The organism is Devosia sp. WQ 349K1 (genome assembly GCF_016595685.1).
GTDB lineage: Bacteria > Pseudomonadota > Alphaproteobacteria > Rhizobiales > Devosiaceae > Devosia.
Genome location: NZ_JAENGO010000004.1, coordinates 59,884 through 85,505, shown reverse-complemented (window position 1 = coordinate 85,505; position 25,622 = coordinate 59,884). Strand labels below are relative to the sequence as shown.

At 57.8% G+C, this 25,622-nt stretch carries 29 protein-coding genes, 2 tRNA genes and 1 other RNA gene; 23 read left to right on the top strand and 9 right to left on the bottom strand.

Annotation, left to right across the window (positions count from 1 at the left end):
- Positions 1-9: 9 nt before the first annotated feature.
- The 5 genes from ssrS to JHL21_RS09280 all read left to right on the top strand — a co-directional run bounded on the left by ssrS (position 10) and on the right by JHL21_RS09280 (position 3,969).
- Positions 10-166: non-coding RNA, 6S RNA (gene ssrS / locus JHL21_RS09300), on the top strand.
- Between the two features lie 12 nt (positions 167-178).
- Complete coding sequence (locus tag JHL21_RS09295) at positions 179-766, top strand: 5-formyltetrahydrofolate cyclo-ligase (RefSeq protein ID WP_200213122.1); 588 nt, start codon at positions 179-181, stop codon at positions 764-766.
- Positions 763-1,584, top strand: a complete 822-nt coding sequence (locus JHL21_RS09290; protein WP_169196004.1) for a TIGR00282 family metallophosphoesterase — start codon at positions 763-765, stop codon at positions 1,582-1,584. Before JHL21_RS09295 ends, JHL21_RS09290 begins: the two co-directional genes overlap by 4 nt.
- Positions 1,585-1,687: 103 nt before the next feature.
- Positions 1,688-3,106, top strand: a complete 1,419-nt coding sequence (locus JHL21_RS09285) for a sodium:alanine symporter family protein (RefSeq protein WP_200213121.1) — start codon at positions 1,688-1,690, stop codon at positions 3,104-3,106.
- A 119-nt stretch (positions 3,107-3,225) separates the two neighbouring features.
- Positions 3,226-3,969, top strand: a complete 744-nt coding sequence (locus JHL21_RS09280; RefSeq protein WP_200213120.1) for a YebC/PmpR family DNA-binding transcriptional regulator — start codon at positions 3,226-3,228, stop codon at positions 3,967-3,969.
- A gap of 48 nt (positions 3,970-4,017) precedes the next feature.
- Here JHL21_RS09280 and JHL21_RS09275 read toward each other — a convergent pair whose 3' ends face one another.
- A complete protein-coding gene (locus JHL21_RS09275; protein ID WP_200213118.1) occupies positions 4,018-4,719 on the bottom strand; it encodes a GGDEF domain-containing protein in 702 nt (233 codons plus the stop codon).
- Positions 4,720-5,031: 312 nt separating this feature from the next.
- Here JHL21_RS09275 and ruvC point away from each other — a divergent pair, with 312 nt between their 5' ends.
- The 10 genes from ruvC (at position 5,032) to tolB (ending at position 12,329) form a co-directional block, all read left to right on the top strand.
- Positions 5,032-5,538, top strand: a complete 507-nt coding sequence (ruvC, locus tag JHL21_RS09270; protein WP_169196000.1) for a crossover junction endodeoxyribonuclease RuvC — start codon at positions 5,032-5,034, stop codon at positions 5,536-5,538.
- A complete protein-coding gene (gene ruvA, locus JHL21_RS09265; RefSeq protein WP_169195999.1) occupies positions 5,535-6,152 on the top strand; it encodes a Holliday junction branch migration protein RuvA in 618 nt (205 codons plus the stop codon). The genes ruvC and ruvA overlap by 4 nt, the downstream gene beginning before the upstream one ends.
- Before the next feature lie 28 nt (positions 6,153-6,180).
- Positions 6,181-6,483: a hypothetical protein gene (locus tag JHL21_RS09260; protein ID WP_200213117.1), complete on the top strand. Its 303-nt coding sequence runs from the start codon at positions 6,181-6,183 to the stop codon at positions 6,481-6,483.
- 8 nt (positions 6,484-6,491) lie between these two features.
- On the top strand, positions 6,492-7,529 hold the full coding sequence (ruvB, locus tag JHL21_RS09255; RefSeq protein ID WP_200213116.1) for a Holliday junction branch migration DNA helicase RuvB: 1,038 nt from the start codon (positions 6,492-6,494) through the stop codon (positions 7,527-7,529).
- On the top strand, positions 7,526-8,020 hold the full coding sequence (locus JHL21_RS09250; RefSeq protein WP_199532050.1) for an NUDIX domain-containing protein: 495 nt from the start codon (positions 7,526-7,528) through the stop codon (positions 8,018-8,020). Before ruvB ends, JHL21_RS09250 begins: the two co-directional genes overlap by 4 nt.
- Complete coding sequence (gene ybgC / locus JHL21_RS09245) at positions 8,017-8,406, top strand: tol-pal system-associated acyl-CoA thioesterase (RefSeq protein ID WP_169195995.1); 390 nt, start codon at positions 8,017-8,019, stop codon at positions 8,404-8,406. The genes JHL21_RS09250 and ybgC overlap by 4 nt, the downstream gene beginning before the upstream one ends.
- Positions 8,407-8,615: 209 nt before the next feature.
- Positions 8,616-9,326 carry a protein TolQ gene (gene tolQ / locus JHL21_RS09240; protein ID WP_200213375.1) on the top strand — a complete coding sequence of 237 codons (711 nt, stop codon included), beginning with the start codon at positions 8,616-8,618 and terminating at the stop codon, positions 9,324-9,326.
- A 1-nt stretch (position 9,327) separates the two neighbouring features.
- Positions 9,328-9,765 (top strand): ExbD/TolR family protein, encoded by a 438-nt coding sequence (locus JHL21_RS09235; RefSeq protein ID WP_169195994.1) that lies wholly within the window; start codon positions 9,328-9,330, stop codon positions 9,763-9,765.
- A gap of 10 nt (positions 9,766-9,775) precedes the next feature.
- The gene (locus JHL21_RS09230; RefSeq protein ID WP_200213115.1) at positions 9,776-10,954 is read left to right on the top strand and encodes a hypothetical protein; all 1,179 of its coding nucleotides are present in this window, start codon (positions 9,776-9,778) and stop codon (positions 10,952-10,954) included.
- Between the two features lie 64 nt (positions 10,955-11,018).
- Positions 11,019-12,329: a Tol-Pal system beta propeller repeat protein TolB gene (tolB, locus tag JHL21_RS09225; RefSeq protein ID WP_199532054.1), complete on the top strand. Its 1,311-nt coding sequence runs from the start codon at positions 11,019-11,021 to the stop codon at positions 12,327-12,329.
- Between the two features lie 72 nt (positions 12,330-12,401).
- Here tolB and JHL21_RS09220 read toward each other — a convergent pair whose 3' ends face one another.
- The 4 genes from JHL21_RS09220 to JHL21_RS09205 all read right to left on the bottom strand — a co-directional run bounded on the left by JHL21_RS09220 (position 12,402) and on the right by JHL21_RS09205 (position 15,214).
- Positions 12,402-13,163, bottom strand: coding sequence for a DUF4394 domain-containing protein (locus tag JHL21_RS09220; RefSeq protein ID WP_200213114.1), 762 nt, complete (start codon positions 13,161-13,163; stop codon positions 12,402-12,404).
- Positions 13,164-13,259: 96 nt separating this feature from the next.
- A complete protein-coding gene (locus tag JHL21_RS09215; RefSeq protein ID WP_169195991.1) occupies positions 13,260-13,817 on the bottom strand; it encodes a fasciclin domain-containing protein in 558 nt (185 codons plus the stop codon).
- Between the two features lie 135 nt (positions 13,818-13,952).
- Positions 13,953-14,663 (bottom strand): anti-sigma factor, encoded by a 711-nt coding sequence (locus JHL21_RS09210; protein WP_200213113.1) that lies wholly within the window; start codon positions 14,661-14,663, stop codon positions 13,953-13,955.
- The gene (locus JHL21_RS09205; protein ID WP_200213111.1) at positions 14,660-15,214 is read right to left on the bottom strand and encodes a sigma-70 family RNA polymerase sigma factor; all 555 of its coding nucleotides are present in this window, start codon (positions 15,212-15,214) and stop codon (positions 14,660-14,662) included. The genes JHL21_RS09210 and JHL21_RS09205 overlap by 4 nt, the downstream gene beginning before the upstream one ends.
- A gap of 295 nt (positions 15,215-15,509) precedes the next feature.
- Here JHL21_RS09205 and JHL21_RS09200 point away from each other — a divergent pair, with 295 nt between their 5' ends.
- From JHL21_RS09200 to JHL21_RS09185, 4 genes are all read left to right on the top strand, one after another.
- A complete protein-coding gene (locus JHL21_RS09200) occupies positions 15,510-16,046 on the top strand; it encodes a fasciclin domain-containing protein (protein WP_200213110.1) in 537 nt (178 codons plus the stop codon).
- A 156-nt stretch (positions 16,047-16,202) separates the two neighbouring features.
- Positions 16,203-16,622 carry a peptide-methionine (R)-S-oxide reductase MsrB gene (msrB, locus tag JHL21_RS09195; RefSeq protein ID WP_254082016.1) on the top strand — a complete coding sequence of 140 codons (420 nt, stop codon included), beginning with the start codon at positions 16,203-16,205 and terminating at the stop codon, positions 16,620-16,622.
- 63 nt (positions 16,623-16,685) lie between these two features.
- Complete coding sequence (locus JHL21_RS09190) at positions 16,686-17,408, top strand: type 1 glutamine amidotransferase (RefSeq protein ID WP_200213108.1); 723 nt, start codon at positions 16,686-16,688, stop codon at positions 17,406-17,408.
- A 61-nt stretch (positions 17,409-17,469) separates the two neighbouring features.
- Entirely contained in the window at positions 17,470-18,969 is a 1,500-nt protein-coding gene (locus JHL21_RS09185) for a methyl-accepting chemotaxis protein (protein ID WP_200213106.1), read from the top strand.
- A gap of 47 nt (positions 18,970-19,016) precedes the next feature.
- On the opposite strand, the gene yihA is transcribed toward JHL21_RS09185, so the two are convergent.
- The 4 genes from yihA to rpmH all read right to left on the bottom strand — a co-directional run bounded on the left by yihA (position 19,017) and on the right by rpmH (position 22,107).
- Positions 19,017-19,661 (bottom strand): ribosome biogenesis GTP-binding protein YihA/YsxC, encoded by a 645-nt coding sequence (gene yihA / locus JHL21_RS09180; protein WP_199532062.1) that lies wholly within the window; start codon positions 19,659-19,661, stop codon positions 19,017-19,019.
- A gap of 66 nt (positions 19,662-19,727) precedes the next feature.
- Positions 19,728-21,557: a membrane protein insertase YidC gene (gene yidC, locus JHL21_RS09175; RefSeq protein WP_182396032.1), complete on the bottom strand. Its 1,830-nt coding sequence runs from the start codon at positions 21,555-21,557 to the stop codon at positions 19,728-19,730.
- On the bottom strand, positions 21,557-21,958 hold the full coding sequence (rnpA, locus tag JHL21_RS09170) for a ribonuclease P protein component (RefSeq protein ID WP_169195984.1): 402 nt from the start codon (positions 21,956-21,958) through the stop codon (positions 21,557-21,559). The genes yidC and rnpA overlap by 1 nt, the downstream gene beginning before the upstream one ends.
- 14 nt (positions 21,959-21,972) lie before the next feature.
- Positions 21,973-22,107 (bottom strand): 50S ribosomal protein L34, encoded by a 135-nt coding sequence (rpmH, locus tag JHL21_RS09165; protein ID WP_169195983.1) that lies wholly within the window; start codon positions 22,105-22,107, stop codon positions 21,973-21,975.
- Positions 22,108-22,332: 225 nt separating this feature from the next.
- Between rpmH and JHL21_RS09160 the strand changes: the two genes are divergently transcribed.
- The 4 genes from JHL21_RS09160 (at position 22,333) to JHL21_RS09145 (ending at position 25,568) form a co-directional block, all read left to right on the top strand.
- Positions 22,333-23,766, top strand: coding sequence for an FAD-dependent oxidoreductase (locus JHL21_RS09160; RefSeq protein WP_200213105.1), 1,434 nt, complete (start codon positions 22,333-22,335; stop codon positions 23,764-23,766).
- Positions 23,767-23,802: 36 nt separating this feature from the next.
- Positions 23,803-25,230: a PAS domain-containing sensor histidine kinase gene (locus tag JHL21_RS09155; protein WP_200213104.1), complete on the top strand. Its 1,428-nt coding sequence runs from the start codon at positions 23,803-23,805 to the stop codon at positions 25,228-25,230.
- Positions 25,231-25,359: 129 nt separating this feature from the next.
- Positions 25,360-25,436, top strand: a tRNA-Arg gene (locus JHL21_RS09150).
- Positions 25,437-25,491: 55 nt separating this feature from the next.
- A tRNA-Arg gene (locus tag JHL21_RS09145) sits at positions 25,492-25,568 on the top strand.
- Positions 25,569-25,622 lie beyond the last annotated feature (54 nt).

Here is a 25,622-nt window from a genome sequence, read left to right as displayed (position 1 = left end):
CTATATGTGTAAGCGCTGCCCGGCGCGTGAGGACACAGAATCCCCGGGGCCTTAATCGATCCTAAGGGAGCTGTCCCTGACCAGGCCCGTGGGCTTGGACATACGGCGCCCACCTACGTAAGTAGGTTCCCGGGATCGCAATTCCCACGGCCTGGGCGGCACAAATATCTGAGGTTTGATGGCGCAGCTGAGCGTTGATGAGATCAAGTCAGACCTGCGGCAGGAAGTATACCTCGCCCGCGCGGCGTTGAGTGCCGCCTATCGACGGGATGCCGCATTGGCCGTCGCTTCCCATTTTTTCCAATCATCGCTGATGTCTGACGCCGATACCGTCGCTGGGTATTGGACACTGCGCGATGAGCTCGATTGCCTGCCGATCTTAAAGGCGCTGATCGACCGGGGCGGAAAAGTCATCTTGCCGGTGGTGACAGCATCTAGTCAGCCGCTCGATCTAAGGCTCTGGGAGCCTGATGTTCCATTGGAAAAAGCCGGTTTTGGTACCCTCGGGCCACCCAGCACTGCGCCACGGGCGATACCCGATGTCCTATTGCTGCCGCTCGTTGCCTTTGACAAAACAGGCACGCGTCTGGGATATGGCGGTGGTTACTACGACCGGACGCTTGCGTCCCTACCTAAAAAGCCACGGCTCATTGGATTGGCCTACGCGGTTCAAGAGCTCGATGAGATACCTCGCTTAGACCACGACGTGCCGCTAGATGCCGTCATTGCAGAGACTGGCCTGCGCATGTTCGGAGACACTTTATGAGACTGCTTTTTCTTGGCGACGTGATGGGTAAGGCCGGACGTGATGCCATAACCGAACGCCTGCCGGGCTTGATCCAAGAATACAAATTCGATTTCGTGGTCATCAACGGCGAGAACGCCAGCCATGGGCGCGGTCTCACTGAGGGCCATTACAACGCATTGCGTGACGCGGGCGCGGACATTGTCACGCTTGGCGACCATGCTTTCGATCAGCGTGAAGCGCTTTCTTATATCGAGCGCGAACCCAATTTGGTGCGCCCGATCAATTATGTCTCCGGTACTCCGGGCCGCGGCGCAATGATGGTCGAAGGCCGTAATGGTCATCGCGTCTTGGTGGTCAACGCGCTCGGTCGCGTGTTTATGCCCCCGATCGATGATCCATTCCGCGCGGTTGAAGCGGCGATCGCGCAAGCGCCACTCGGCCATGTCGCCGACGCTATTCTCGTCGACTTCCACACTGAGGCCACGTCGGAAATTCAGGCGATGGGCTATTTCTTGGATGGTCGAGCCACCCTCGTGGTTGGCACACATACCCATATCCCCACCTCCGACCACCGCATTTTGCGTGGCGGCACGGCGCTCATGGCCGACGCTGGCATGTGCGGAGATTTCGACTCTGTCATCGGCAGTGATTATGAGGAACCGCTAAACCGCTTTCTCAGTGGTATACCGACTGGCCGATTTGTTCCGGCAGATGGTGAAGCCACGCTCTGCGGCGTCGCCGTTGAGACCGACCCACTGACGGGTCTGGCGCGTTACGTTGCACCTTTGCGGGTTGGCGGCGTACTGGCTCAGGCATTGCCTGACTTCCCCGCATAAAGACTAGCATAAGCGACTCACGGAACCGTGAGTCGCTGTTCTCGTTACCTCGATGATTGTGTCCGGCTTTAACCAGCGGCTCGTTAACGGGGGAAATGGGTATATGCTTGATCCCATCATCAATTTTCTGAACGACATATTCTGGGGCTATGTCCTCGTTTATGGCCTTATTGCCGTTGGTTTATTCTTCACGATCCGCCTCCGGTTCGTGCAGTTTCTCCATTTCGGTGAGATGTTTCGAGCGGTTGTCGGTTCAAAGGCCAACGACAAAGCCGGGATCACACCCTTTCAGGCGCTCTGCACCTCACTGGCATCCCGTGTTGGCACGGGGAACCTCGCCGGTGTCGCGGTGGCTCTTTATCTTGGCGGTCCCGGCGCTATCTTTTGGATGTGGGTGGTTGCGCTCCTCGGCATGGCCACGGCCTATTCTGAATCGACGCTCGCTCAGCTCTATAAAATCAAAAACCAAAACGGCGATTATCGCGGTGGGCCCGCGTTTTATATCGCGCGTGGCCTCAAAGCTCCGTGGGCCGGTGCTCTGTTTTCGGTCTGCCTGATCCTCGCCTTTGGTCTGGTCTTTAATGCCGTTCAAGCCAACTCAATCGCCGATGCTGCCGCGGGCGCATTCGGCTTCGATAAGCTCTGGGTCGGCATTGCTCTGGCTGTGCTGACCGGCATCGTGATTTTCGGCGGTATTCGCGGCGTCGCTTATGTGTCGCAAGTGGTCGTGCCGATCATGGCCGGTATCTACCTTCTGGTTGCGCTTTGGGTCGTGGCCATGCACATCACCGAGGTGCCAGACATGCTCGGCCTCATTGTCCGCAGCGCGTTCGGTCTTGAAGCTGCTGGTGGCGGGATCGCGGGCGCGATGCTCAACGGTGTGAAGCGTGGTCTTTTTTCCAACGAGGCCGGCATGGGCTCTGCGCCCAATATCGCCGCAGTTGCAACGCCTGACCCACACCACCCTTCATCGCAGGGCTTCGTGCAGGCGCTGGGCGTATTCATCGATACCATTCTGGTGTGTACTGCAACTGCGCTGCTTATTCTGCTTTCCGGGGTTATGGTTCCGGGCAGCGAGTTGACTGGCACTCCGCTGACCCAGGCCGCCATGACTGTTCACATCGGTGGGTTCGGCAATGCCTTTATCGCCATTGCGATCTTCTTTTTCGCCTTCACCTCCATCATCGGCAATTACACCTATGCCGAAAATGCCATGACCTTCCTCAAGCTGGGCAATTTCCCTGCGCTTACAGTTCTGCGCTTGGCCGCTATGGGCATGGTGATCTGGGGCTCTGTTGAAACCGTGGCGACGGTCTTTAATGCGGCCGACGCGTCCATGGGGCTGATGGCGACGATCAATTTGATCGCCATTGTTCTGCTCTCCGGCACGGTTGCAAAACTGACCAAGGACTATGTTGATCAGCGTAAGGCGGGGAAGGTGCCAACCTTCCAGGCCTCGGATTATCCTGAGCTCGATGGCAAGATCGATCATTCGATCTGGAACAGGCAGGACCCCGGCTAAACTGTTTTTGGCCTAAAAAACCTGCGCTCGCTGCCGTGACACCGGGGGCGGGCGCTTTATTTTTGCCCTCGCGGGCCCTATAAGCAGCCCGATTTTACAAATTCTCGCCGAGGTAACGAATGGCTGGCCATTCCCACGCCAAGAACATTATGCACCGCAAGGGCAAGAGCGATGCTATTCGCTCTAAGATCTTTTCGAAGCTCGCCCGCGAAATCACCGTGGCGGCCAAGATGGGTCAGCCTGACCCAGCGTTTAACCCACGTCTGCGTTTGGCCATCACCAATGCGCGCTCGCAGTCGATGCCAAAAGACAATATCGAACGCGCAGTGAAAAAGGCGTCCGGTGGCGACGCTGAGAACTATGACGAAATCCGCTATGAAGGCTACGGCCCGGGTGGTGTTGCCGTCATCGTTGAAGCGCTGACTGACAACCGCAACCGCACGGCCTCGAACGTTCGTTCGTACTTCTCCAAGAACGGTGGCGCCTTGGGTGAAACCGGTTCGGTCGGCTTCATGTTCGATCGCGTTGGCGAAATCACCTACCCGGCTGCAGTCGGTTCGGAAGACAAGGTCATGGAAGCGGCGATTGAGGCCGGTGCCGATGACGTTGAGAGCGACGACGAAGGCCACTACATCTACACCAGCTTTGAAGGCATGGCCGAAGTCTCGGCCGCGCTTGAGCAGGTGTTGGGCGAAGCTGAATCGGTCAAGGCCGTCTGGAAGCCTCAGAACCGTACGCCGATTGACGCTGAAAAGGGTGCAACCCTGATGAAGCTGATCGCGACCCTCGAAGAAGATGACGACGTTCAGAACGTCTACTCTAACTTTGACATGAGCGAAGAAGACGCTGCCAAGCTCGTCTAATTGAGCAGCATTTCGAGTTTGAAATCCCCGCCTCGCGCGGGGATTTTTTTATGCGCGGCGCACAGGGGCCGGGGGCAAAGAAACGGCCGCTACTTCCACCATATTGCGCCCGGCCTTTTTGGCCGCATAGAGCCCCTGATCAGCACAGCGGAACAGTTCTGAAAAACTGATTGGTGCGGCGAAACTTGCGCCCCCAATACTCACGCTGAGCGGATAGGGCACGCCTCGCGGTGAAAAGCTCGCCCTGCGGATGCCGCGGCGAATGCGTTCTGCCACCAGAAAGGCGCTCATGCGATTGGCGCCCGGTAAGTAAACGCCAAATTCCTCGCCGCCCAACCGCCCGACCAGCGCGCCGGTGCGCACAATACGGCGCAGCGTCGCCGCAATGAGGGTCAGGGCAATGTCCCCCTGATCATGACCATGGGCATCGTTGATCGCTTTAAAATTATCTGCGTCAATAACGAGAAGGGCACCACTGGGCGTGCCTTCGCGGTCACTGAGAAACTCCTGCGTTAGCTCCGTGAACGCACCTCGGTTCAGGCAGCCGGTGAGGCTATCGGTATTGGCCAAGCGCGCCAGTCGAAGGTTTTCGACCGCCAGCTGGCGCATTCGCATTGTGAACAAGTAGAATAAGGGCAGACCGACCAGCAGCGGGGAGAGGGTCGCCGCGCCAAACAGGCGGATCGAAAGATCGGATGTGAGCTCTGCGCTCGAGAAGAACACAGCCACCACAATCCACGAAACGACCACGCAGCAAACCGGGCCGAAAATGCTCCAACGGGTTACGCTCGACCAGCTATGAAATGGCCCCGCTTTCCTGTGGCTTGCAACGCGTTTGAAGCGTTGTCGTGCATATAAAATAGCTGAAAGTCGCCAGTTGGTAACGCGCTGCGTGTCCATGCCGTTTGCCCCCAAAAGCATGCGCGTGACGCTAGGCGAGGCTTTCTCAATTAATGCTTGCCCGAATTGTTAAAGCTTTATTCATCCACTGGTATATCGTTTGTTGCCAATTTGTTCACTTTGGCCTTGGTAGGCTGCGCGAAGCTGACTACAAGGTAATCCATGAGCACTCCCGTTCGAATCATCGGCATCGACCCTGGCATCCGCCGTTGTGGCTGGGGCGTTATCGAGGCGCAGGATAATCGGTTGCGCTTTGTCGCTGGTGGTACGATTACCCCTCCGACAACAGGCGAACTGGCCTCGCGGCTGGCATTTTTGTCCGAAGGGCTAAATGGCGTTTTGGACGCTCATCAGCCTGATGAAGCCGCAGTGGAAGAGACATTCGTGAGTGCGGGCGCTCGCTCAGCGCTTATCCTTGGCCAAGCGCGCGGCGTTGTTTTGGTGACGCCTGCTTTGCGCGGTCTGCCCGTGGCAGAATATGCCGCCAATCTCATCAAGAAATCCGTTGTCGGCACGGGCCACGCGGATAAGGCGCAGATTGGCCTCATGGTCAAAACACTGATGCCGACAGCTGTTTTTAAGGGCGCGGACGCAGCCGACGCTTTGGCGATTGCGATTTGCCATGCCCATCACCGTGTTTCAGCGATGCGCATGGGAGCCTATGCATGATCGGCAAGCTTAAAGGTCTGGTCGATAGTTTTGGTGATGATTACGCCCTGATCGATTGCGGTGGCGTCTGCTACCAAGTGTTCTGTTCGGGCCGCACGCTGCAGTCATTACCCAGTGTTGGCCAAGCTGGTGTGGTCTTTATCGAGACCATCGTGCGCGAGGACATGATCCGGCTTTATGGCTTTGCCACCGAAGCCGAAAAGAGCTGGTTCAATCTTCTCACCTCAGTGCAGGGCGTGGGTGCACGCGTGGCCTTGGCCATTCTGTCAATCCTCACGCCGTCTGAACTCTCGAGCGCTGTGGCTCTGCAAGATAAGGCCATGATCGGGCGCGCCAATGGTGTGGGCCCCAAACTGGCTCTGCGTGTTGTGACCGAACTTAAGGGCAAGGTTCCAGCCATTGGCGCTGTCGATGCTGGCACTCTGGGCTTGCAGGCCGCGCTTGGCGAGGGCGTTGCCGCAACCAATATTTCCGATGCCGTGTCGGCGCTGACCAATTTGGGCTATTCCAGCCAGCAGGCGTCTGCTGCCGTGGCGCGCGTGGTGCAAAAGGAAGGCGACGATACCGCAACCGAAAAGCTTATTCGTCTGGGACTTCGCGAGCTCAGCAGTTAAGCTCTCTTCAAATTGGGGGAGAGTGATTTTGGCAACGAAACTTCAGTCTGCATGTGTGGCACTGGTTATGCTCGGCGCGGCGAGCTCTGTAACGGCGGCCCAGGCCGACCAAAATGAAGCTGTCGCTGTGGCGATTTGGTTTGTGGAAGCGGATGGGACGTCAAAGCCCTATTATTTCCACGATTTGAATAACCCCTTGCCGCGCTGGTCGTGCGAAGCGCGACTTGACTACCTAACGAAATTGCATTTTCGCAATACAAGATCCAATCCGGACCTCAAGAACAAGCAGGCGACAAGGTCGTCCTGTGTTCCGGTCCGCAACATAAAGTAAGCTTGCGCGTGCCCTCAATTACCAACCCTTCCACCGGTCGCGACGAAAATCTCGATGTGTCGTTGCGCCCGTCAGGCTTTTCTGACTTCGTCGGACAGGCGGCGGCGCGCGCCAATCTGGAAGTGTTCATTCAGGCCGCAAAACAGCGCGGTTCGGCGCTGGACCACGTTTTGTTTGTTGGCCCGCCCGGCCTCGGCAAAACGACGCTCGCGCAGATTATTTCCAAGGAATTGGGCGTGGGTTTTCGCGCGACCTCGGGCCCGGTGATCGCCAAGGCGGGGGATCTTGCGGCGCTGCTGACCAATCTTGAAGAGCGCGACGTGCTTTTCATCGACGAAATCCATCGTCTCAATCCCGCCATCGAAGAAGTTCTCTATCCCGCTATGGAAGACTTCCAGCTCGATCTGATCATCGGGGAAGGGCCTGCGGCGCGTTCGGTTCGTATCGATCTGGCCAAGTTCACGCTGGTTGGTGCAACCACACGTGCGGGCCTACTCACCACGCCACTACGCGATCGTTTCGGCATACCGGTTCGTCTCAATTTCTATACGCCTGAAGAGCTGGTCAAAATCGTCACGCGTGGGGCGCGCCTTCTCGGCATGCCAATGTCGCCCGATGGCGCCATGGAAGTCGCGCGTCGCTCGCGCGGCACCCCGCGTATCGCCGGACGCCTGCTCCGTCGCGTCATCGATTTTGCCATGGTCGGCGGCGCTCATGAAGTGACACGCCAGATTGCCGACGCTGCACTCTTGCGTCTCGACGTCGATAGCCGGGGTCTTGATCAGCTCGACCGCCGTTATCTCACAACCATTGCCGATTTCTACAATGGCGGTCCCGTCGGTATCGAAACGATTGCCGCTGCGCTCTCCGAGCCGCGCGATGCGATTGAAGAAATCGTCGAGCCTTACCTCTTGCAGCAAGGCTTTATTCAGCGCACACCGCGCGGGCGCATGCTCACCTCAATCGCGTTCCAACATATGGGACGCGGTGTGCCGCAAGGCTTTGTGGGCATACAGTCGACCCTGTTTGAGGAACCCGAAGAGTGAATGAACGGCATATCATCAGCTTTCCCATCGGTTCTCAGCGGTTCAACTTCCGCGTTGCCGGGATCATTGTGGTCGATAATCACGTCCTGATTTGCAGCGAAGATGATGATGACTATGCCATGCTGCCTGGCGGCCGGATTGAGCTGGGCGAAGACAGCAAGTTTTCGCTATCGCGCGAGATCGCCGAAGAACTGGATATGCCCGGCCGCGTTGGGGCTCTGGTGGCCACCTCTGAGAGTTTTTACCGCCGCGTCGGCGAAGATTTTCATGAGCTCGGCTTTTTCTACGAAGTCGCCTTGCCGGGGCAGGGGCCTGACGGGAATGACCCTTGGCTCCAGCGTTGGGATGAGGGGCATTTGCTCAAATTCTCATGGGTGAGCCTTGAAGGGGATGCGCTGGAGAAGCGCAATCTTCTCCCTTCGTGGTTGCCGAACTATCTGCGGACCCGGTCCCGCACCCTGACCCACATCATTCACGACGAGCGCGTATGACGACGCATAGTTTTCCTGTCCGCATTTACTACGAGGACACTGACTTTTCGGGGAATGTCTATCACGCGGCCTATCTCAAATTCTTTGAGCGGGCGCGGACCGAGTTCCTGCGTGAGAATGGTATTCACCATTCTGAATTGGCGGCGCAGGGCATCGCCTTTGCCGTCCGTTCAATGCAGCTCGAGTTTATCGGCGCCGCTCACATCGATGATTTGCTGTCTGTCTCTACACAAGTTGTTGCGGCAACTGGTGCTCGTCTCAAGCTTGAGCAGAAGATTTTCTGCGATGATACGCTGCTCACAACCGCTCAACTTGATGTTGTCGCAATAAAAACCTCTGGTGGCCCTGCGCGGCTCCCGGCTGTGCTTCGCGCCCTCGCTCCATAAATAACAAAGCGAACACAAGGGGTTTTCCGGAATCTCTTTGTTAACCCATTGGTGACCATAACCAAGGAACAGAGACCGCAGTTCGGTCTCCGCGCTGCTTCGCGGCCGGAGAAACGAAGCATTTCTCTTAATTTTGACAGAATTGGCCCCCATCGCAGCCCGATGTGGACCCGCGCCTCGTCGGCCGAAAGGATCGTTTAATGGAAGCCATGGATGCAGTTGGAGTCGCCACCGCCGCCGCTCCGCATGCTGACCTCTCCATCTGGGGCCTCTTCTGGGCTGCCGATTTCGTCGTCAAAAGCGTGATGATTGGCTTGCTCGCGGCATCTGTTTGGTGCTGGGCGATCATTGTCGAAAAGGCTTTGATGTATCGTCGCGCCGCCGCTGAAATGAACGCGTTTGAACGCACATTCTGGTCCGGCCAGTCCCTCGAAGAACTCTATCGTCAACAGGCTGAAAAGCCCTCTGGTGGTATGGGCGCGGTCTTTGTCGCCGCTATGAAGGAATGGAAGCGCAGCCACGAGCAGAACGCCTCGAGCTTTGCTGGCATGCAGCAGCGCCTCGACAAGGTTCTCGATGTTGCCATTTCCCGCGAGAGCGATAGCCTCGAAAAGCGCCTCGGTTTCCTCGCCACTGTCGGTTCTGCGGGCCCATTCATTGGTCTTTTCGGTACCGTGTGGGGCATCATGAACGCCTTCACCAATATCGCGGCCTCGTCCGACACCAGCCTTGCCATTGTGGCGGGTCCGATTGCGGAAGCGCTGTTCGCAACTGCGATTGGCCTTGTTGCCGCTATTCCTGCCGTTATCGCCTACAACAAGCTCTCCGCTGATGCAGGCAAGATGATTGGCCGTCTCGAAGGCTTCGCCGACGAGTTCTCGACCATCCTCTCGCGCCAGCTCGAAGCACGGAACCGCTAATATGGGCATGGGTGTTTCCTCAGGCGGGGGCGGAGGCGGGCGTCGCAGACGCCGCAAGAGCCGCGCCGTTATTAGTGAAATCAACATCACGCCGATGGTGGACGTGATGCTGGTGCTGCTGATCATCTTCATGGTGGCCGCGCCAATGATGACCACTGGCGTGCCAGTTGACCTGCCGCAATCCGCTGCAGGATCGATGCCAAACCAGACCAAGCCGATCACCGTGTCGGTCTCGCCGGAAGGCGCGATCTTTGTTGATCAGACGCCTGTGGCTGAAGCCGAACTCATCACCACTCTTTCTGGATTAGCGACCACTGAGGACCGCGTTTATTTGCAGGGCGACACCACCGCCAACTATGGCGTTGTGATGCGTGTCATGGGCCAGCTGTCGGCTGCCGGTTATACCAAGATCGGGCTCGTTACCGAGCGTGAGCGATAGGCCCGGGCCCATGCGCACAGGTCTAGTTGTCTCTGTTTCTGCCCACGTGATCGTCCTCGTGCTGGGTCTGGTCAATCTGGGTATGACTGAACGGCTTGAGCCGAGCGTGCAGTCAATTGCCGTTGATTTGGTGCCGATCGAAGATTTCTCCAATATCCGTAAGGGGGTGTTGGATAGCGAGGTCGTGGAAACCGACACGCCATCGGTAACCGATAGCGAAGAACCGGCAGAGTTGGCCCAGCCGACTGGCAATACGGAAGAAGATCAGCTGACCCCGTCGCCGGCCGATGTTCCCACGCCTGCGCCAGTGACTGAAACCGCACCTGCGCCGGAAACGGCACCAGAGCCTGAGCCCGAACCAGAGCCGGAACCGGTGGAACCACCGCCGCCACCAGAACCTACGCCGCCACCAGCGCTGCCTGAGACGCGTCCTGCGGACTTAACGCCTGCACCGCCGCCACCAGAGCCTGAGCCTACGCCTGAGCCGACCCCAGAGCCTGTTCCGGAACCAGAACCGGTTCCAGAGCCCGTGCCAGAACCAGAGCCGACAACACCAGAGCCGACGCCGGAGCCAACTCCTCCTGCGGCGCCAACGGTGAACGTGGCCATGCCGACATCACGCCCAACCGATCTTGCACAGGTTCGTCAGCAAGCCTTGGCTGCTGAGGAAAAGCGTAAGGAGGAGGCTGCTGCCGAGGCCGAACGTAAGCGCAAGGAAGAGGAAGAGCGCAAGAAGCGCGAAGCCGCTGCCGCTGCTGCACGCCAAAACCAACCGACAGCGCCATCTGAGCGCCCACCGCCAGATGATATCTCCTCGATCATCAATAATGCGCCGACGACAGGCGGCACGACTGGACAGGGTGGAGCGGCAAGTTTGGGTGACACAACTGGCACCTCAGCGCGCTTGAGCCAGACCGCAATTGACGGCTTTGCTGCCAAGATCAAGGCGTGCTGGAATTTGCTGCCGAGCGATTACAACTCGGGCATGAATGTAACGCTGCGCGTGAACATGAACCAGGACGGTTCACCGGCTGGCACCCCACAGGTGATTTCGGCTGATCCGTCGACTGCCGGGCAGGCCATGGCGCGCGCCGCTCAGCGCGCTGTCATTCAGTGTGGCCCCTATACGATGCTTTCCGCAGACTCCTACAGTGAGTGGCGGACGATTGAACTTGAACTAAGACCGTGACCTTGAATTTGCCCGTTTGTTAGCCTTAGTGCAGCAAAACAGGCGAGATCGGAGATAGAGAATAATGACGCTTCTATCGCGGCGCGATGCGCTGAAATTGGGCTTGGCAGGCGGCGTCATGCTTGCCACTGCCCCTATGGCTTTGGCACAGCTGCGTGTTGTGGTCGAAGGCGCTAACTTCCAGCCGCTGCCGATTGCTATCCCTGATTTCGCGTCTTCGGACCCGGCCTTTGGTAAAGAGATCGCCGATATCGTGCGCAACAATTTGCGCCGGTCTGGTCTTTTCCTGCCGCTCGATCCTGCCTCGCTCCCAGTGCAGGTTGGTGATGTGAACAACTCGCCGGACTTCACCGTCTGGCGCACGGCCAATGTCGACGGCGTCGTCATGGGTTCGGTAGAGCGCGGCGGCCAGATCAATTCCATGGTCCGCGTCTGGGACGTTCAGGCTGGCGCGCAGGTCGTTGGCAAGAGCTATGCGACCGATCCAAGCTCGGCGCGTCGTATCGCCCACATGGTGTCGGATGCTGTTTATGAGCAGCTGACCGGCGGTTCGGGCTATTTCGATACCCGTGTTGTCTATGTCGCTGAAAGCGGCCCGAAGGCGAACCGTACCCGTCGTCTCGCGATGATGGATCAGGACGGTGCCAATGTGCGCTATCTGACCGATGGCTCATACATGGCGCTCACCCCGCGCTTCTCGCCCAATGGTGATCTCATCACCTATATGAATTTCGCTGAAGGCAATCCGCAGGTTTACCTGCTGCAGCTTTCGACAGGTCGCCAGCAGCGCCTCGCCAATGTTGGCGCGATGACGTTTGCGCCACGCTTCTCCCCCGATAGCAACACGGTTGCATTCTCGGTTGAGCAGCAGGGCGCAACCAATATTTACTCGGTTGGCGTCGGTGGCGGGCAGGCGATGCAGCTGACCTCTGGCGCAGCGATTGATACAGCGCCGTCCTATTCCCCAGATGGTGGCCGGATCGTCTTTGAAAGCGATCGTGGTGGCTCGCCGCAGATCTATATGATGGGTGCCTCGGGCGGCAATCCGCAGCGTATCAGCTACGGCCAGGGCAGCTATTCGACCCCCGTGTGGTCGCCAAAGGGCGATCTCATCGCCTTTACCCGTCAGTCCGGTGGTCAGTTCCACATTGGCACCATGGCTCCGGATGGCTCGGGCGAACGCCTGCTCTATTCGGGCTATCACGCCGAAGGCCCGACTTGGGCACCTAATGGCCGTGTCATCATGTTCTTCCAGGATCCGGGTGGCAATGATGGCCCGCGCCTTATGTCGGTCGACATTTGGGGCCGCGCAGCCCAGTCTATCCAGACGGAAAGCTACGCTTCTGACCCGGCTTGGTCTAACCTGCTGGTCTAGTGCCAAACCTCAATTGAATACAAAAACACCCCGGTTTGCGCCGGGGTGTTTTGCATTAAAGCCTGAGCATTTTTACATAGCAGGCATAATAGCGATATCTCGGACGTTTGCGCCGTCGATCTTGCCAGCCTCCGTGGTCGCACCGGTTTCCAGATTAACCGTGTGGAAGCTGCCCTCGATCACCAGCCAGGCTTCATTGCCACCCTTGCCATCTGAGGCGATGTCAAAGCCCGCTTCGGTCGGCATGACGCCAATTTCGCCCACCGCGTTCAACACACCATCATTTGGTGGGTCTTGTAGAACCAACCAACCGGCCTTGCCGTCAATGTTAAAGAGCTGGGTCTTTTCCGTGCCGGCGTAGGAATTGGTGTAAGCGCCCGCGATCACATTTGGGCTCGCACCGTCCGCGTAGCTGTGGCTACCATCGGTGACGGTTTCACCGGTATCAACAGTGACGCGTAGGCTGGTGCCATCGCTGCCCATGACACGCAATTTGTCGGCAACTGGATTGAAATCAACGGTCGCTGAGACGCCATCTGCGAGTTTCGTCGCCAAAGTGCTGACCTTGGTGGCGACACCGGTTTCGGGGTCGATAGTGGCGAGCGTGCCATCGGCAAACACACCATAAAGCATCCCGTCTGCGGGGCGAACGTCGATCCCGAGAAGACGGCCATCAACGCCTGTGACATCAATCGAACCCGTTTCAGTCCAGCTGTTGGTGTCGAGCCAGTGAAGGGTGTTTTCGCCGGACAGGCCAACGACATTTGCGGCCATTGCGGGTGCAGCAAAACTGGTGAGCAGCAGTACTGCAGTGAGGGTTTTAAGCGCGGTCATCTTGGGTTTCCTTTCGGTGTCATCGAACTTGCGGATCGGGTAGGGGCCTCGATGTGCAGAAGGGAGACTGCATCGACGAGGCCCCGCCGCGAGCGATTAGCTCGCTGGCATCAGCACTTTGTCGATGACGTGGATAACGCCGTTCGACTGGATCACATCAGCGATGGTGACGGTCGCGGTGCCACCGGTTTCATCGGTGAGGGTGACCATGCCGTCGGTAACTTCGGCGGTGAGCTTGCAGCCGCCAAGGGTGTCGATGACGTGCTTGCCGCTACCGTCTTCAACCATCTTGATAACGTCCGCAGCGAGGGCCTTGGCACCAACCACGTGGCAGGTCAGGACCTTGGTGAGCATGTCCTTATTTTCTGGCTTCAGCAGATCTTCAACCGCACCTGCTGGGAGAGCATCAAAGGCAGCGTTGGTTGGGGCGAAGACGGTGAAAGGACCGGCCCCCTGCAGGGTTTCCACCAGACCTGCTGCGGAAACAGCGGCCACGAGCGTGGTGTGGTCCGCCGAGTTCATGGCGTTTTCGACAATGTTCTTGTCCGCGAACATTGCAGCGCCGCCCACTTCTGGATTGTCCTGTGCCAGTGCTGCACCGGCAGTGGTCAGAGCAAAACAGCCTGCGATAAGGGTCTTCGAGATCATGTTCATGGCGTTCCTCCATGTGTAGATCGCCTCAGGATTGAGGGACATAAACAGACACGGGAGCAACGGCAGATAAGTTTCAGCCCCACGCATTTTGTTTTGCGCAGGGCTGGTAAGGTGCTGAAGTGTAAGGAAAAAAAGTTAGATCTCGAGAAGATCGCCTAATGCGACAACGTCTCCTGTCGGTTGTCCGGTCGGCGATCCCCCCGGTGGTTCAACGCTGATCGCCATGTGGGCACGGTTGTTAAGCAACGCTCGTACGCTGTCATTGAGGGGCATACGGGCTGCGCCGCCGACTGGGATGACACCCAGCGAGGTTGGAGCAGCGTCGCCTTCCGCGACCCAAAGCTCAAAGACTTGCCCCGGGGCGGGCTCGCCTGCAAGATGGGCGAGCCGGATCTCGCCGCTGCCCGCGTCGTAAATGGCCATATAGCGCACTTCGCTTGTCTCAGCTGCGAGCGAGGCCATAATGCTGGTTTGAGGCGCTGGTGGTGCCTGCATCATGGGTAGAGTGACGGCCAGCAGGAATGCCGCCGCGATACCAGCGGCAAGGCCGCGCCATAGCGCCACACTGCCCCAAAAACCCTTGCTCTGAGGCGCGCCGGCGACGCCAAATAGATGCCTGTCGAGTGCGGTCTTCAAACGTGGCGATACATCCTGGGGCACAAAACCCTCGGCGAGCGGGGCTAGGCGCTCTTCCCAGGCGTAGACGGACTGCGCAAATGCTGCGTCGGTTTCGACCCGGCGCGCGAGCATCGCCTGTTCGCTCGCGGGTAGCACACCAAGAGCGAATTCAGCCGCAAGAATATCGTCACCGCCTTCGGGCAGATCGTCATCTTTGATCACGCTCATCGCTCCAAGCACTCCTTCAGTCGCATCAGGCCTCGTCTTAGCCATGTGCGCATGGTGTTCAGCGGAACCGCATAGCGGATCGCGAGATCCGCATAGCTATCGCCTTGCATATAGGCTGCACGCAGGGCGTTGGCCTTTTGCTCTTCCAGTTCGGATAAGCACCCATCAAGTTGGGTGGCTTCACCAGCGGCAACAGTTTGCGCTTCGGGGTCAGGGCTCGGGTCTTTCACGGCCAAAGCCGCATCATCGATCTGCCCTAGGCCCTCACGCCGCGCCCGCAACCGGTCAATCGCGTGGTGTCGGGCCACGGCAATCAGCCACGTCATCGGGCTTTGTCCGGTCACCGCAAAGCGATCTGCTTTGAGCCAGATTTTGACGAAAACCTCCTGCAAGGCGTCCTCAGCTTCGGCTCTGTTGTTTAAGACACGTAGGCAGGTGCCAAAAAGTTTCGCAGCCGTTGCGGTATAGAGCCGATCGAATGCTGACCGGTCACGCAAGGCGACCCGGAGAATGAGCCCGCCTATGTCGTCTCGCGTAGTGTTTGTAGACATGCGTCCTCCGGGGAAACTGCGGCGCAACTATGCGGGCGCCCGATTGGACGTGCAAGTCACACTCATCTTCGGTGTCAAAATCGGTTCTTTACGGTGATCAAGGTCGATTGGATCACACCAAAAACTTCGCCCAGAACAAGCGTTTTTGTCTCGTGAAAATTCCGTAAGTCATTGATATTTCGTTGTAATGAGGTTTTTGATCCTCGCTCATGTAAAAACCAATCCAGTGCAGATCGCTCCCCGTAATTGTCGCAGCTCCAATGGTTGGAGCCCCAGACAATGGAAGGTGCATTCTATGATGACGCTTCGTACTCTATCGGTTGCTGCAGTACTCGCATTTGGCTCCCTGTCGGTTACGGCTCAAGACGCAATGATGGCGAGCACCAGCACCGTGGTTGAAACCGCTATCGGTTCGCCAGATCATTCGACCCTTGTTGCAGCAGTTCAGGCCGCTGGTCTTGTGGACACCCTCAATGGCGCAGGCCCATTCACCGTATTCGCGCCAGTGAACGCAGCCTTTGACGCGCTGCCAGCTGGCACTGTTGAAACTCTGCTGAAGCCAGAAAACAAAGATCAGCTGACTGGCATCCTCACCTATCACGTGGTCGCTGGCGACATTCATGCCGCTGACCTCATCAAGCTGATCCAGGACAACGGCGGTACCTTCAAGGCGGCAACTGTTGCAGGTGGCGAGCTGAGCTTTAGCCTCGATGGCGAGACCGTTAAGATTGCGGACGCAGCGGGTGGTTCCGCAAACGTCACCACTGCCGACATCGACGCCTCCAATGGCGTCATCCACGTGGTCGATGCCGTGCTTCTTCCGGCAAACTAACGATCAAAGCCATGTGACGGGCTGGACAGTGCTTCAGCCCGGCACCACCATGGTCTAGAACTCAAATCTAAGCGTAACCACAAATCAGGGAGTGCGCGCATGCAACGCCGATCATTTGTTTTGTCACTGGCCGCCCTCTCTGCCGCTGCATTCCCCATGCGTGGCGCCTGGGCCGCTGATGGCGAGTTCCCCTTCAGCCTGACCGATGAGGAATGGCGGGATCGTCTGGACCAAAAAGCCTACATCGTTCTGCGTAAAAAGGGCACCGAACGCCCCTATACGTCGCCATTAAACGAAGAAAAGCGCGCCGGGGTCTTCCACTGCGCTGGCTGTGACCAGGCCCTCTTCGTCTCTGAAACCAAGTATGACAGCCAAACCGGCTGGCCGAGCTTTTATGATTTTATCCCCGGCGCACTCGGCACCGAGGAGGACCTGACGCTTGGCATGATGCGCATCGAGGTCCATTGCAGCAATTGTGGCGGGCACCAGGGCCATGTCTTTGAAGATGGGCCAGCGCCAACCGGTCTGCGCTATTGCATCAATGGTATCGCTATGCGGTTTGAGCCGAGCGCCTAACCCATTGCCGGGTGATGGCGAGCCAGTTACTTTCGGGCTGATCTCATATTGGCCTATTCTCGCATGAAAATTACCATCGTTCAGACCGGCGCCGTGCCTAGCCACCTGCAAGCTGAGCACGAAGACTATCCGCAGATGTTCCGCAAAATGTTTGGCTCGACCGGCGTTGAGGGCTTCACCTTTGACGACATCGACGCCTGCGCGGCAGACGCCTTGCCCGATCCGACGACGCTTGATGCCATTTTGATCACCGGCTCGCCTGCTGGGGTCTATGAAGACCACAATTGGCTCGATCCGCTTCGTGCGTTCATCCGCTCGGCCTATGCTGGCAACATCCCCATGCTGGGGATTTGCTTTGGTCATCAGATTATCGCTGACGCCTTAGGTGGCGAAGTGCGGAAGTCAGAAAAAGGCTGGGGCCTTGGTCGCCACACCTATTCTGTTGCCAATGATCTCCCCTTTGCCCGTGAGCTGCCCGCCGTCATCAACGTTGCTTGCTCGCATCAGGATCAGGTCATTACGCCACCGACTGAGGCGCGTGTGTTTCTCTCCTCGCCCTTCGCGCCCAATGCCGGACTGACCTATGCGAATGGTGTGACCCTGACACTTCAGCCTCATCCCGAGTTTGAAGACAGTTACGCGCAGGCCTTGGTCGAAATGCGCCGTGGTCGCGCAACCGACGATGTTATCGAGACGGCGCTTCAATCTATGCGGATAAATTCCGATAGCATGGCGCTGCGCCACACGATTATGCGTTTTTTTAGCGCTGCGAGCAGTTTGCGATAAACAACGCTTAACCAACTATGGTTCAGCATGACGCGATTTCTTGTGGCGTCAGTGATTTACCATGGCTCGTTTGCGGCAGTCTTCGATCACCCAGAAGCTCGTGGGTGTGTTTCTGGTATTCGGTGCACTTGTTCTCGTTTTTGGCGGCGGTGCGCTGTTTGAACTCTACCGTCAGGGCAACACCAGCGTCATCGCTTGGTTGGTTCTGGCGGGTGCCTCTGCGGCCGCGGGCTGTACGGCTGTTTTCTTCTTTTTCCAGCGCTTAGTCGCTCAGCGCCTTCGTACACTTGTTGGCATCACAGCGGCCCTCACATCGGGCAATCGCGAGATCGCTATCCCCAAGCAAACGACCAATGACGAGCTGACCGTCATGTTCGATGCCTTTGAACGCTTCCGTGCGGCGCTGATCGAGCAGGTTGCGCTCTATGCGGCCGAGCAGGAACACGTTGCCCAAGAAAACAAGCGACAGGTCGACGCCAATCACCTCACCACCGACTTGCGCGACACTATTCGCGCGGTCATGCAGGGGCAGTTGAGCCGCCGGGTCGATGCCCATTACGAGCAGGCGGACCTCCGTCAGCTGGCCATCGAGGTCAACGGTCTCTTAGGCGCGATGGACAGCGGTCTCACCAGCACCGGCCTTGTACTGTCCGCACTGGCCCGGGCCGATCTCTCTAAGCGTGTCGATGGCGAGTTCACCGGAGCCTTCGCTGACCTCCGCGACAATACCAATGCTGTGGCCAATCGTTTGGCCAGCGTCATGGGCGATCTACAGTCCACGTCCTCGCGTTTGAAAACGGCCGCCGGGGAAATCCTCGCCGGATCTGAAGATCTCTCGCAGCGCACCAGTCGTCAGGCCGGCATGGTCGAGCATACCTCCGCTACCATCCAGCAATTGGCCACAACCGTGGAGGCTAATGCCACGCGTGCTGAAGACGCCAATAGAGCCGCTGAAGATGCTTCACGCATTGCGGTCGAAAGTGGCTCGGCTATGGAAACGGCAAAGCTGGCGATGGAGAAAATTTCTGCGTCCTCGTCCAAGATTTCTAAAATCATTGGTTTGATCGACGATATCGCATTCCAAACCAATCTTCTGGCACTCAACGCTTCGGTTGAAGCCGCTAGAGCCGGGGAGGCGGGTAAGGGCTTTGCGGTCGTCGCAATTGAGGTGCGGCGCTTGGCCCAGTCTGCCGCCGAGGCGTCGGCAGAGATTAAACACCTGATTGATTTGTCTGCGGGTGAAGTGCGCTCTGGCACTCAGATTGTGTTGCAGATCGGGGAGCGGATTAGCGCGCTGAATGCGTCAGTCCTCGAAAGCGCTTCGGTGATTGCTGAAATCACTGCGGCGGGACGGCAGCAGTCGCGGGCCATTGGCGAGGTTAATGTCGCCATGCAGCAAATGGATGAGATCACGCAACACAATGCGGCCTTGGTAGAGGAGACCAACGCCACCATCGAACAGACCGAAGCCCAGGTGGAAGAACTAGACCGGATCGTTGCGGTCTTTACCATCGCAGAGGTGCGGTCCGGGGGGCAAAAGATGGGGCGGCGGGCCGCATAAAAAAGGGGCGCTTCGGCGCCCCTTTTGCATTTCTATTGGGAGAGCTTTTAGCTTTCCAGCAGCAGCGCGATTTCGCTGCGCAGGTGCTCCATGCCGTCACCCTTCTCACTGGAGGTGAGAATGACGTCTGGGTGGGCCGCAGGGCGCTTGGCGATGGCTGCCTTGGTCATCGCAATCACAGCTTCCAGATCCTTGGCCAATGGCTTGTCGATCTTGGTCAGCACGACCTGATAGCTCACAGCGGCGCGGTCAAGCTCGTTCATCACCGAGATGTCGTTGTCCTTGGGGCCGTGGCGGCTGTCCACCAGAACATAAACACGGCGCAGGGTGGCGCGGCCAACGAGATACTGGTGAACCAGCTTGGTCCATGCCTTCACCTTAGGCTCAGGCGCCTTAGCGTAGCCATAGCCGGGCATGTCGACGATGCGCAGGGGTTCGCTCTGGCTCTCAAAGATATTGAGCTCCTGCGTGCGCCCTGGCGTATTGGACGTGCGTGCCAGGCCCGAGGTGCCGCACAGCGCGTTGATCAGGCTCGACTTACCGACGTTGGAGCGGCCCGCAAAGGCGATCTCAACACGGTCCATGTCGGGCAGGTCATTGAGGCTGACGCAGCCCTTGGTGAAGATAATCGGGCGCGCGAACATCAGGCGGCCACGCTCGATGATATGGGGCGAAAAGTCTGGTTGGGTCATGTCGATCCCCTTAAATATCAGAGCCCGCCGGGTTTACCGGCGGGCCCATTGTTTCGTTGCGTGGGCTTATTTCTTAACTTCAGCGGCCGGTTTTGGCTTGCGCTTGAAGCTATCGATGATGTTGCCGAACAGGTTCACTTCAACGCCGTGGCGCTTCATGATGAACCACTGCTGCGCCACCGAGAGGGTGTTGTTCCAGGCCCAGTAGATCACCAGACCAGCTGGGAAGGTCCCGAGCATGAAGGTGAAGATCACTGGCATCCAGTTGAAGATGGCTGCCTGGGTTGGATCTGGTGGCGGCGGGTTCAGCTTCATCTGGACCCACATGGTGATGCCCATGATGACCGGCCAAATGCCAAGGTGCAGGAAGCCACCGATGAGTGGAGCCGCAGTCGGATCCCAAGGAATGAGACCAAACAGGGTGAAGATGTTGGTCGGATCTGGCGCCGCCAAATCCTGAATCCATCCGAAGAATGGCGCGTGGCGCATCTCAAGCGAGATAAAGATAACGGTGTAGAGGGCGAAGAACACCGGAATCTGCAGCAGCACAGGCCAGCAACCAGACAGCGGGTTGATCTTTTCCTTCTTGTACAGCTCCATCATCGCCTGCTGCTGGGCAGCACGGTCGTCCTTGAGACGTTCCTGGATGGCCTTCATTTCTGGCTGAACGCGGCGCATTGCAGCCATGGAGGCGTACGAACGGCTTGCCAGCGGGAAGAACAGGGCCTTGACGATAACGGTCACAGCGAGAACGGCGAGACCGAAGTTGCCGAGAACGCCATAGAGGGTAACCAGCAGCCAATGCATTGGCTTGGTCAGGAAGTGGAACCAGCCCCAGTCGATCAGGAGTTCGATACGGTCAAAGCCGTACTGTTCCTGATAGGCGCTGATGACGCGGTCTTCCTTAGCGCCAGCGAAGACATAGGCTTCGTGGCTGATGGTTGCGCCAGCCGGGATAACGACCGGCTGGGTCTCAACATAGTTGGACTGATAGACGTTCTTGCCGTTCTGCTGGTTGTAAGCAAAACGCGCATTGATGCTGGTGCCAGCCTTTGGCAGGACAGCGGTTGCCCAATACTTGTCAGCAATACCGAGCCAGCCAGTGGTCGAGGAGAAGTCGACCTGTGGCTCGCCGTGCAGATCCTGGTACTTGCGCGCAACATAGTTGTTCGAGCCCAGAACGCCGATCGGACCTTCATGCTGGATGAAGAAATTGGCGACCTTCGGGTTACCGTGACGGATAACGCGCGAATAGGGGAACAGGGTGATGTCGCCCGCGCCGTTATTTTCAACCGACTGGGTGATGGTGAAGAGGTAATAGTCGTCCAGCGCGATGGTGCGACGGAAGACGAGGCCCTGACCATTGTCCCAACGAAGGGTCACTGGGGTGGTGGCGGTCAGCGTTGCCGCGTCGCCTTCTACACTCCACTGGGTCTGGCCATCAGGAACGACGACAGTCGAACCGCTGGCCGGAACAAATCCCTGCTCGATGAAATAGGCGTCCTCAAGACCGGCTGGCTTGAGAAGCGCAATGATAGGAGAATCTGGTTCAACCGTTTCGCGATACTGCTTGAGCGACAGGTCGTCGATGCGTGCGCCGGTCAGGTTGATCGAGCCTGCAAGGTCGAGCGTGTCGATCGAGACGCGCTCAGTGGCCGCAAGAGCGGTGTCGCGGTCCGCATAAACGAGCGTGTTTGGATCAGCCACTGGTGTGGTGCCATCGGCAGCCACGGTCGGCATAGCGAGATTTTCCGCTTCCGCCTGTTGGGCAGCGCGAATCTCAGCCTGACGCTGTGCCTGCTCGAGCTGGGGCCCGTTTACAAAGATCTGCCAGCCGAGCAGCACCATCATGCTGAGCACTACGGCTAGTATCACATTACGATTGTCAGAATTCATCATCTGGCGTTCCGTTGGCCGCGGCTCTGTCCTTTACGCTTTTCAGCTTCAGGATCGTGCACGCGGGTAATGAGGGAGCCGAGATCGGCAACCAATTTGGCGAACGGCAGGCTTATAGCCTCTCGTCGCGCCAGAAGCACATAGTCATGTCCGGGATGAAAGTCACGCGCGCAAGCATCCGCGGCGGCGCGTAAGCGGCGCTTTATGCGGTTGCGCTCGGGCGAATTGCCGATTTTTTTGGTGACAGTGAAGCCAACCCCAGCATCCTCCTGCGGGGCGGTAACCACTTGCATCCCAAACGCAGAGCGCCCGGCGCGATTGCCCCGGGCAGCTCTTTGAAATTGCGTGCGCCGCTTGAGGCGGCGCAATTTAGCTTTCGACTGAGAATCGTCGGCCGTCATCCGGCCACCAATCCTTAGGCGGTCAGCTTCTTGCGGCCGTCTGCACGGCGGCGATTGATAATCGCACGGCCGTCCTTGGTTGCCATACGTGCACGGAAACCGTGACGACGGGCACGCACGAGCTTGCTGGGCTGGTATGTACGCTTCATAACATCAGACCGCGCTCGCGCACGGTTCCTCTAAATTCTAGCTGCTAAACGCAGGAATTGTCTTTGGGGCAGGCCCACGAGACCCACCTACAGGCTGGTGCGGTCTATAGGGAAAAGCTGACATCAAGTCAACGCGCCTCATGCCTAATGCCGCGAATTCAGCAACAGTTGTAAACCGAACCAATCACCCTCATAAGTGAAGAAACCTTATACGCCTAGGAAGATATGGCTGAACCTCTTCGACCTGAGCTGTGCATTATTGGCGCTGGTGCGCTGGGGATTGCGTTAGCCAAATATGCCCAGAGCTTGGGCGCCAACGTCGTTCTGGCCAGTCGAGAGGCTGCAGAATCGGGCGATAATCCTCACTTAAACCTGCATTTGGCAGCTTTAGGCGCCAGTGCAGGCCTCGTGTCCGCTTTGCGCAATGGGCAGTCTATGGGGCTCACCTCGGTTGACGCAAAGGTGAGTGTCAAAGCGGTTCAAGAGCGCGCCGCGCGCATTGTCGAGGGGGCGAAGGCGCAGGTTGCGCCCTATACCCTTGCGGCCAGCGACATCGAATTTGTCGCAGGTCCGGTACAGTTCTTGGACCAGCGCACCATTGTTGTCGGCGAAAAGCAGATTCGTCCTCGCAACACGATTCTGGCTCTGGGCGCGCAATGGACGGTGCCACCGATTCCAGGCCTTTCCGAAATTGACTACCTCACGCCTGAGGCCTTGCTGGAAAACACGCGAAAGCTTTCGCATCTTCTGGTTATCGGCGGGTCCGGTGAGGCGTTCACCATTGCCCAGATTTATGCCCGCCTAGGCTCAATGGTCACCCTGGTTCCGCAAGGCGATGCCCTTCCCGGATTTGATCGGGAAACGGTCAATCTTCTCCTCGCCGATTTGCGGCGCGAAGGTGTACGCGTTTTTGAAGGCGCTTATGTGCAGTCCATTCATCCTCGTACCCAAGGCACGGGGGCGACTGTTGCCCATCCTAATGGCGATATAGAATCTCTTGATCTCTCGCATGTCGCAATTGCCGGCACGCGACACACAAAGAGCGACGGTCTCGACCTCGATAAGGCGCGGGTACGCTCGCTGCCGGGGCTTGAAGCGCTGTTCGCTTCTGCCTCTTTGGGCGAAACCACCAATCCGCGTGTGCGGGTTGTGGGCTATGCGGCTGGCATGCCCCATTGGCAGATGGCACTCGATCATGGCCGCGCGGTTGTGGACTCTCTTATACAAGGGCAAACCACAAGGCGCTGGCAAGGTTCGGCCCGCATGGTGGGAACCGACCCCGTCATCATCGAGATCGGTACCGTCCCTGATGCAGCGAGTATCGCCAAAGCTGGTTACAAAATTTACCGGTCCAATCTGGCCGAGAATGAACTGGCTCAGGCCGCCGATAAGGCGCGTGGGCTCGTCAAAATCATTACGCGCGCCAATGGATCGATTGTGGGCGTTAGCGCGGTTGGCCCAGGGGCGAGTGAAATCTGCAGTGTCCTGTCATTGGCAATGGCTGCGGGTATGCCAATCCAACGTCTCGGAGAGCTGCCGAGCCCTCAGTTAAGTTATTTATCAAACATAATTCGGCTGGTGGCGAACCAAACCACGCCCAAAACCGTATCTTGGGTAGATGTCCAATTGCGCACCTTACGAAAGCACCTGCCTTGGTAAGCTGAAAACGCGCAGTTGCGGGATATCTAGGTCAGAATGGAAAACTTGGTAACCGCGCTCAAGCGACGCTTTTCAGGACTGTCCTACCAGTTGATCACGACGATCACCTGCGTGATTCTGCTCGTCGCGGTCGTGATCTATCTGCCCGCTGTCGCCAGCTATCGCACAACTTGGCTTGAGGATCGCGTTCGTATCGGCGTCACCGCCACACGTGTTCTCGATGCCGTCCCCGACGTGATGGCTTTGCCGCGAGAGTTGACCGACCGCCTTTTGGATTCGGCGGATGCCTTGGCGATTGTTTACCGCCGCGAAGGGCATTCCCAGCTGATAGAGCACGCCGAGCCTACTCAGGTGCGCAGCGTGGTGGTGGCCGATCTGCGCGATAATGGCCTAATCCAGTCCATTGTTGGCGCGCTCGACATCTTGTTCTCGACAGAGAACCGCACCTTGCGCGTGATTGGCGCGGCTGATGAGGGCGATACGCTTGTCGAACTGCTGATGCCCGAGCGTCCGCTACAGCGTGATCTCGTCGACTTCTCGCGCTCTATCGCGCTGGTCTCAGCCGGCATTGCCGCCGTCACTGCCTTTGTTCTTTATCTCTTGGTCAGTCGGCTCTTCCTCGCGCCGGTCTATCGCCTCACCAATAATATTCTGCGCTTCCGGCAGGCGCCCGAGAATGCCGCGCTCATCTTAAAGCCAACCAAGCGCAAGGATGAGATCGGGATTTTGGCGCGTGAGCTTTCTGCGATGGAAAGCGAACTCTTCACCATGCTGCGTCAGCGACGCCATTTGGCCGACCTTGGCTTGGCTGTTGCCAAGATCAATCATGATCTGCGCAACACATTGGCCTCCGCCCAAATGCTCTCCGATCAAGTGGCGACGCTCGACGATCCAAAAGTGCAGCGTCTCGCGCCGCGACTTGTGACAACGCTGGATAAGGCCATCGGCTTTGCGCAGTCCGTTTTGGATTATGGCCGTCAGGCGGAGTCTATTCCTAATTTTGAAGCGGCCAAGCTGCGACCTTTGGCGGAAGACGCGGCATTTGAAGCGCGCCTCATCAATCATCCGGGCATCAGCTTTATCAATGCCGTGCCCGATCAGCTCACGATGACTGTCGATCGGGGACAGTTCTCACGCGTCCTCGTCAATCTCCTAAAGAATGCCCGCGAGGCGCTCGAAACCCAAGCGGCCGATGCGCCGGACAATCAGGTGCAAGTGGATGCTCGTGTGGTGGGCTCTCATATAATTGTCTCCGTTAGTGATAACGGTCCGGGCCTGCCCGAGCGCGCCAAGAATAATCTCTTTGTTGCCTTCAAAGGTTCTGCGCGGGCAGGGGGCACGGGACTGGGTCTCGCCATTGCCCGAGAAATCACTGAGGCGCATGGTGGGCGGCTCACCCTCGCCAACGCCCCGATTGGCACGCGTTTCGATATTGCTATCCCCATTCATCCACAGGCAGTTTAATCGATCACAGCGAAATTTTTCCTGCCCTGCTTGCCAATCCCGATAACGCACTGTAGGTAATGCGCATCTTCAGAGGGGCGCCGCAGACGCGGGGTTCTAAAGAAGATGAAGCCACTAAAAATGGCATGCGCGCCCGTAGCTCAGCTGGATAGAGCATCAGACTACGAATCTGAGGGTCGGACGTTCGAATCGTTCCGGGCGCGCCATTTACATCACTTCCTGTGATGCGACGATGTTGAAAGACATCACTGAAATATATGCGCGCCCGTAGCTCAGCTGGATAGAGCATCAGACTACGAATCTGAGGGTCGGACGTTCGAATCGTTCCGGGCGCGCCATTTCACTGACAACCTCCCAGCAAAAACGATCTTTGTTATCACGCCGTTAGCGTG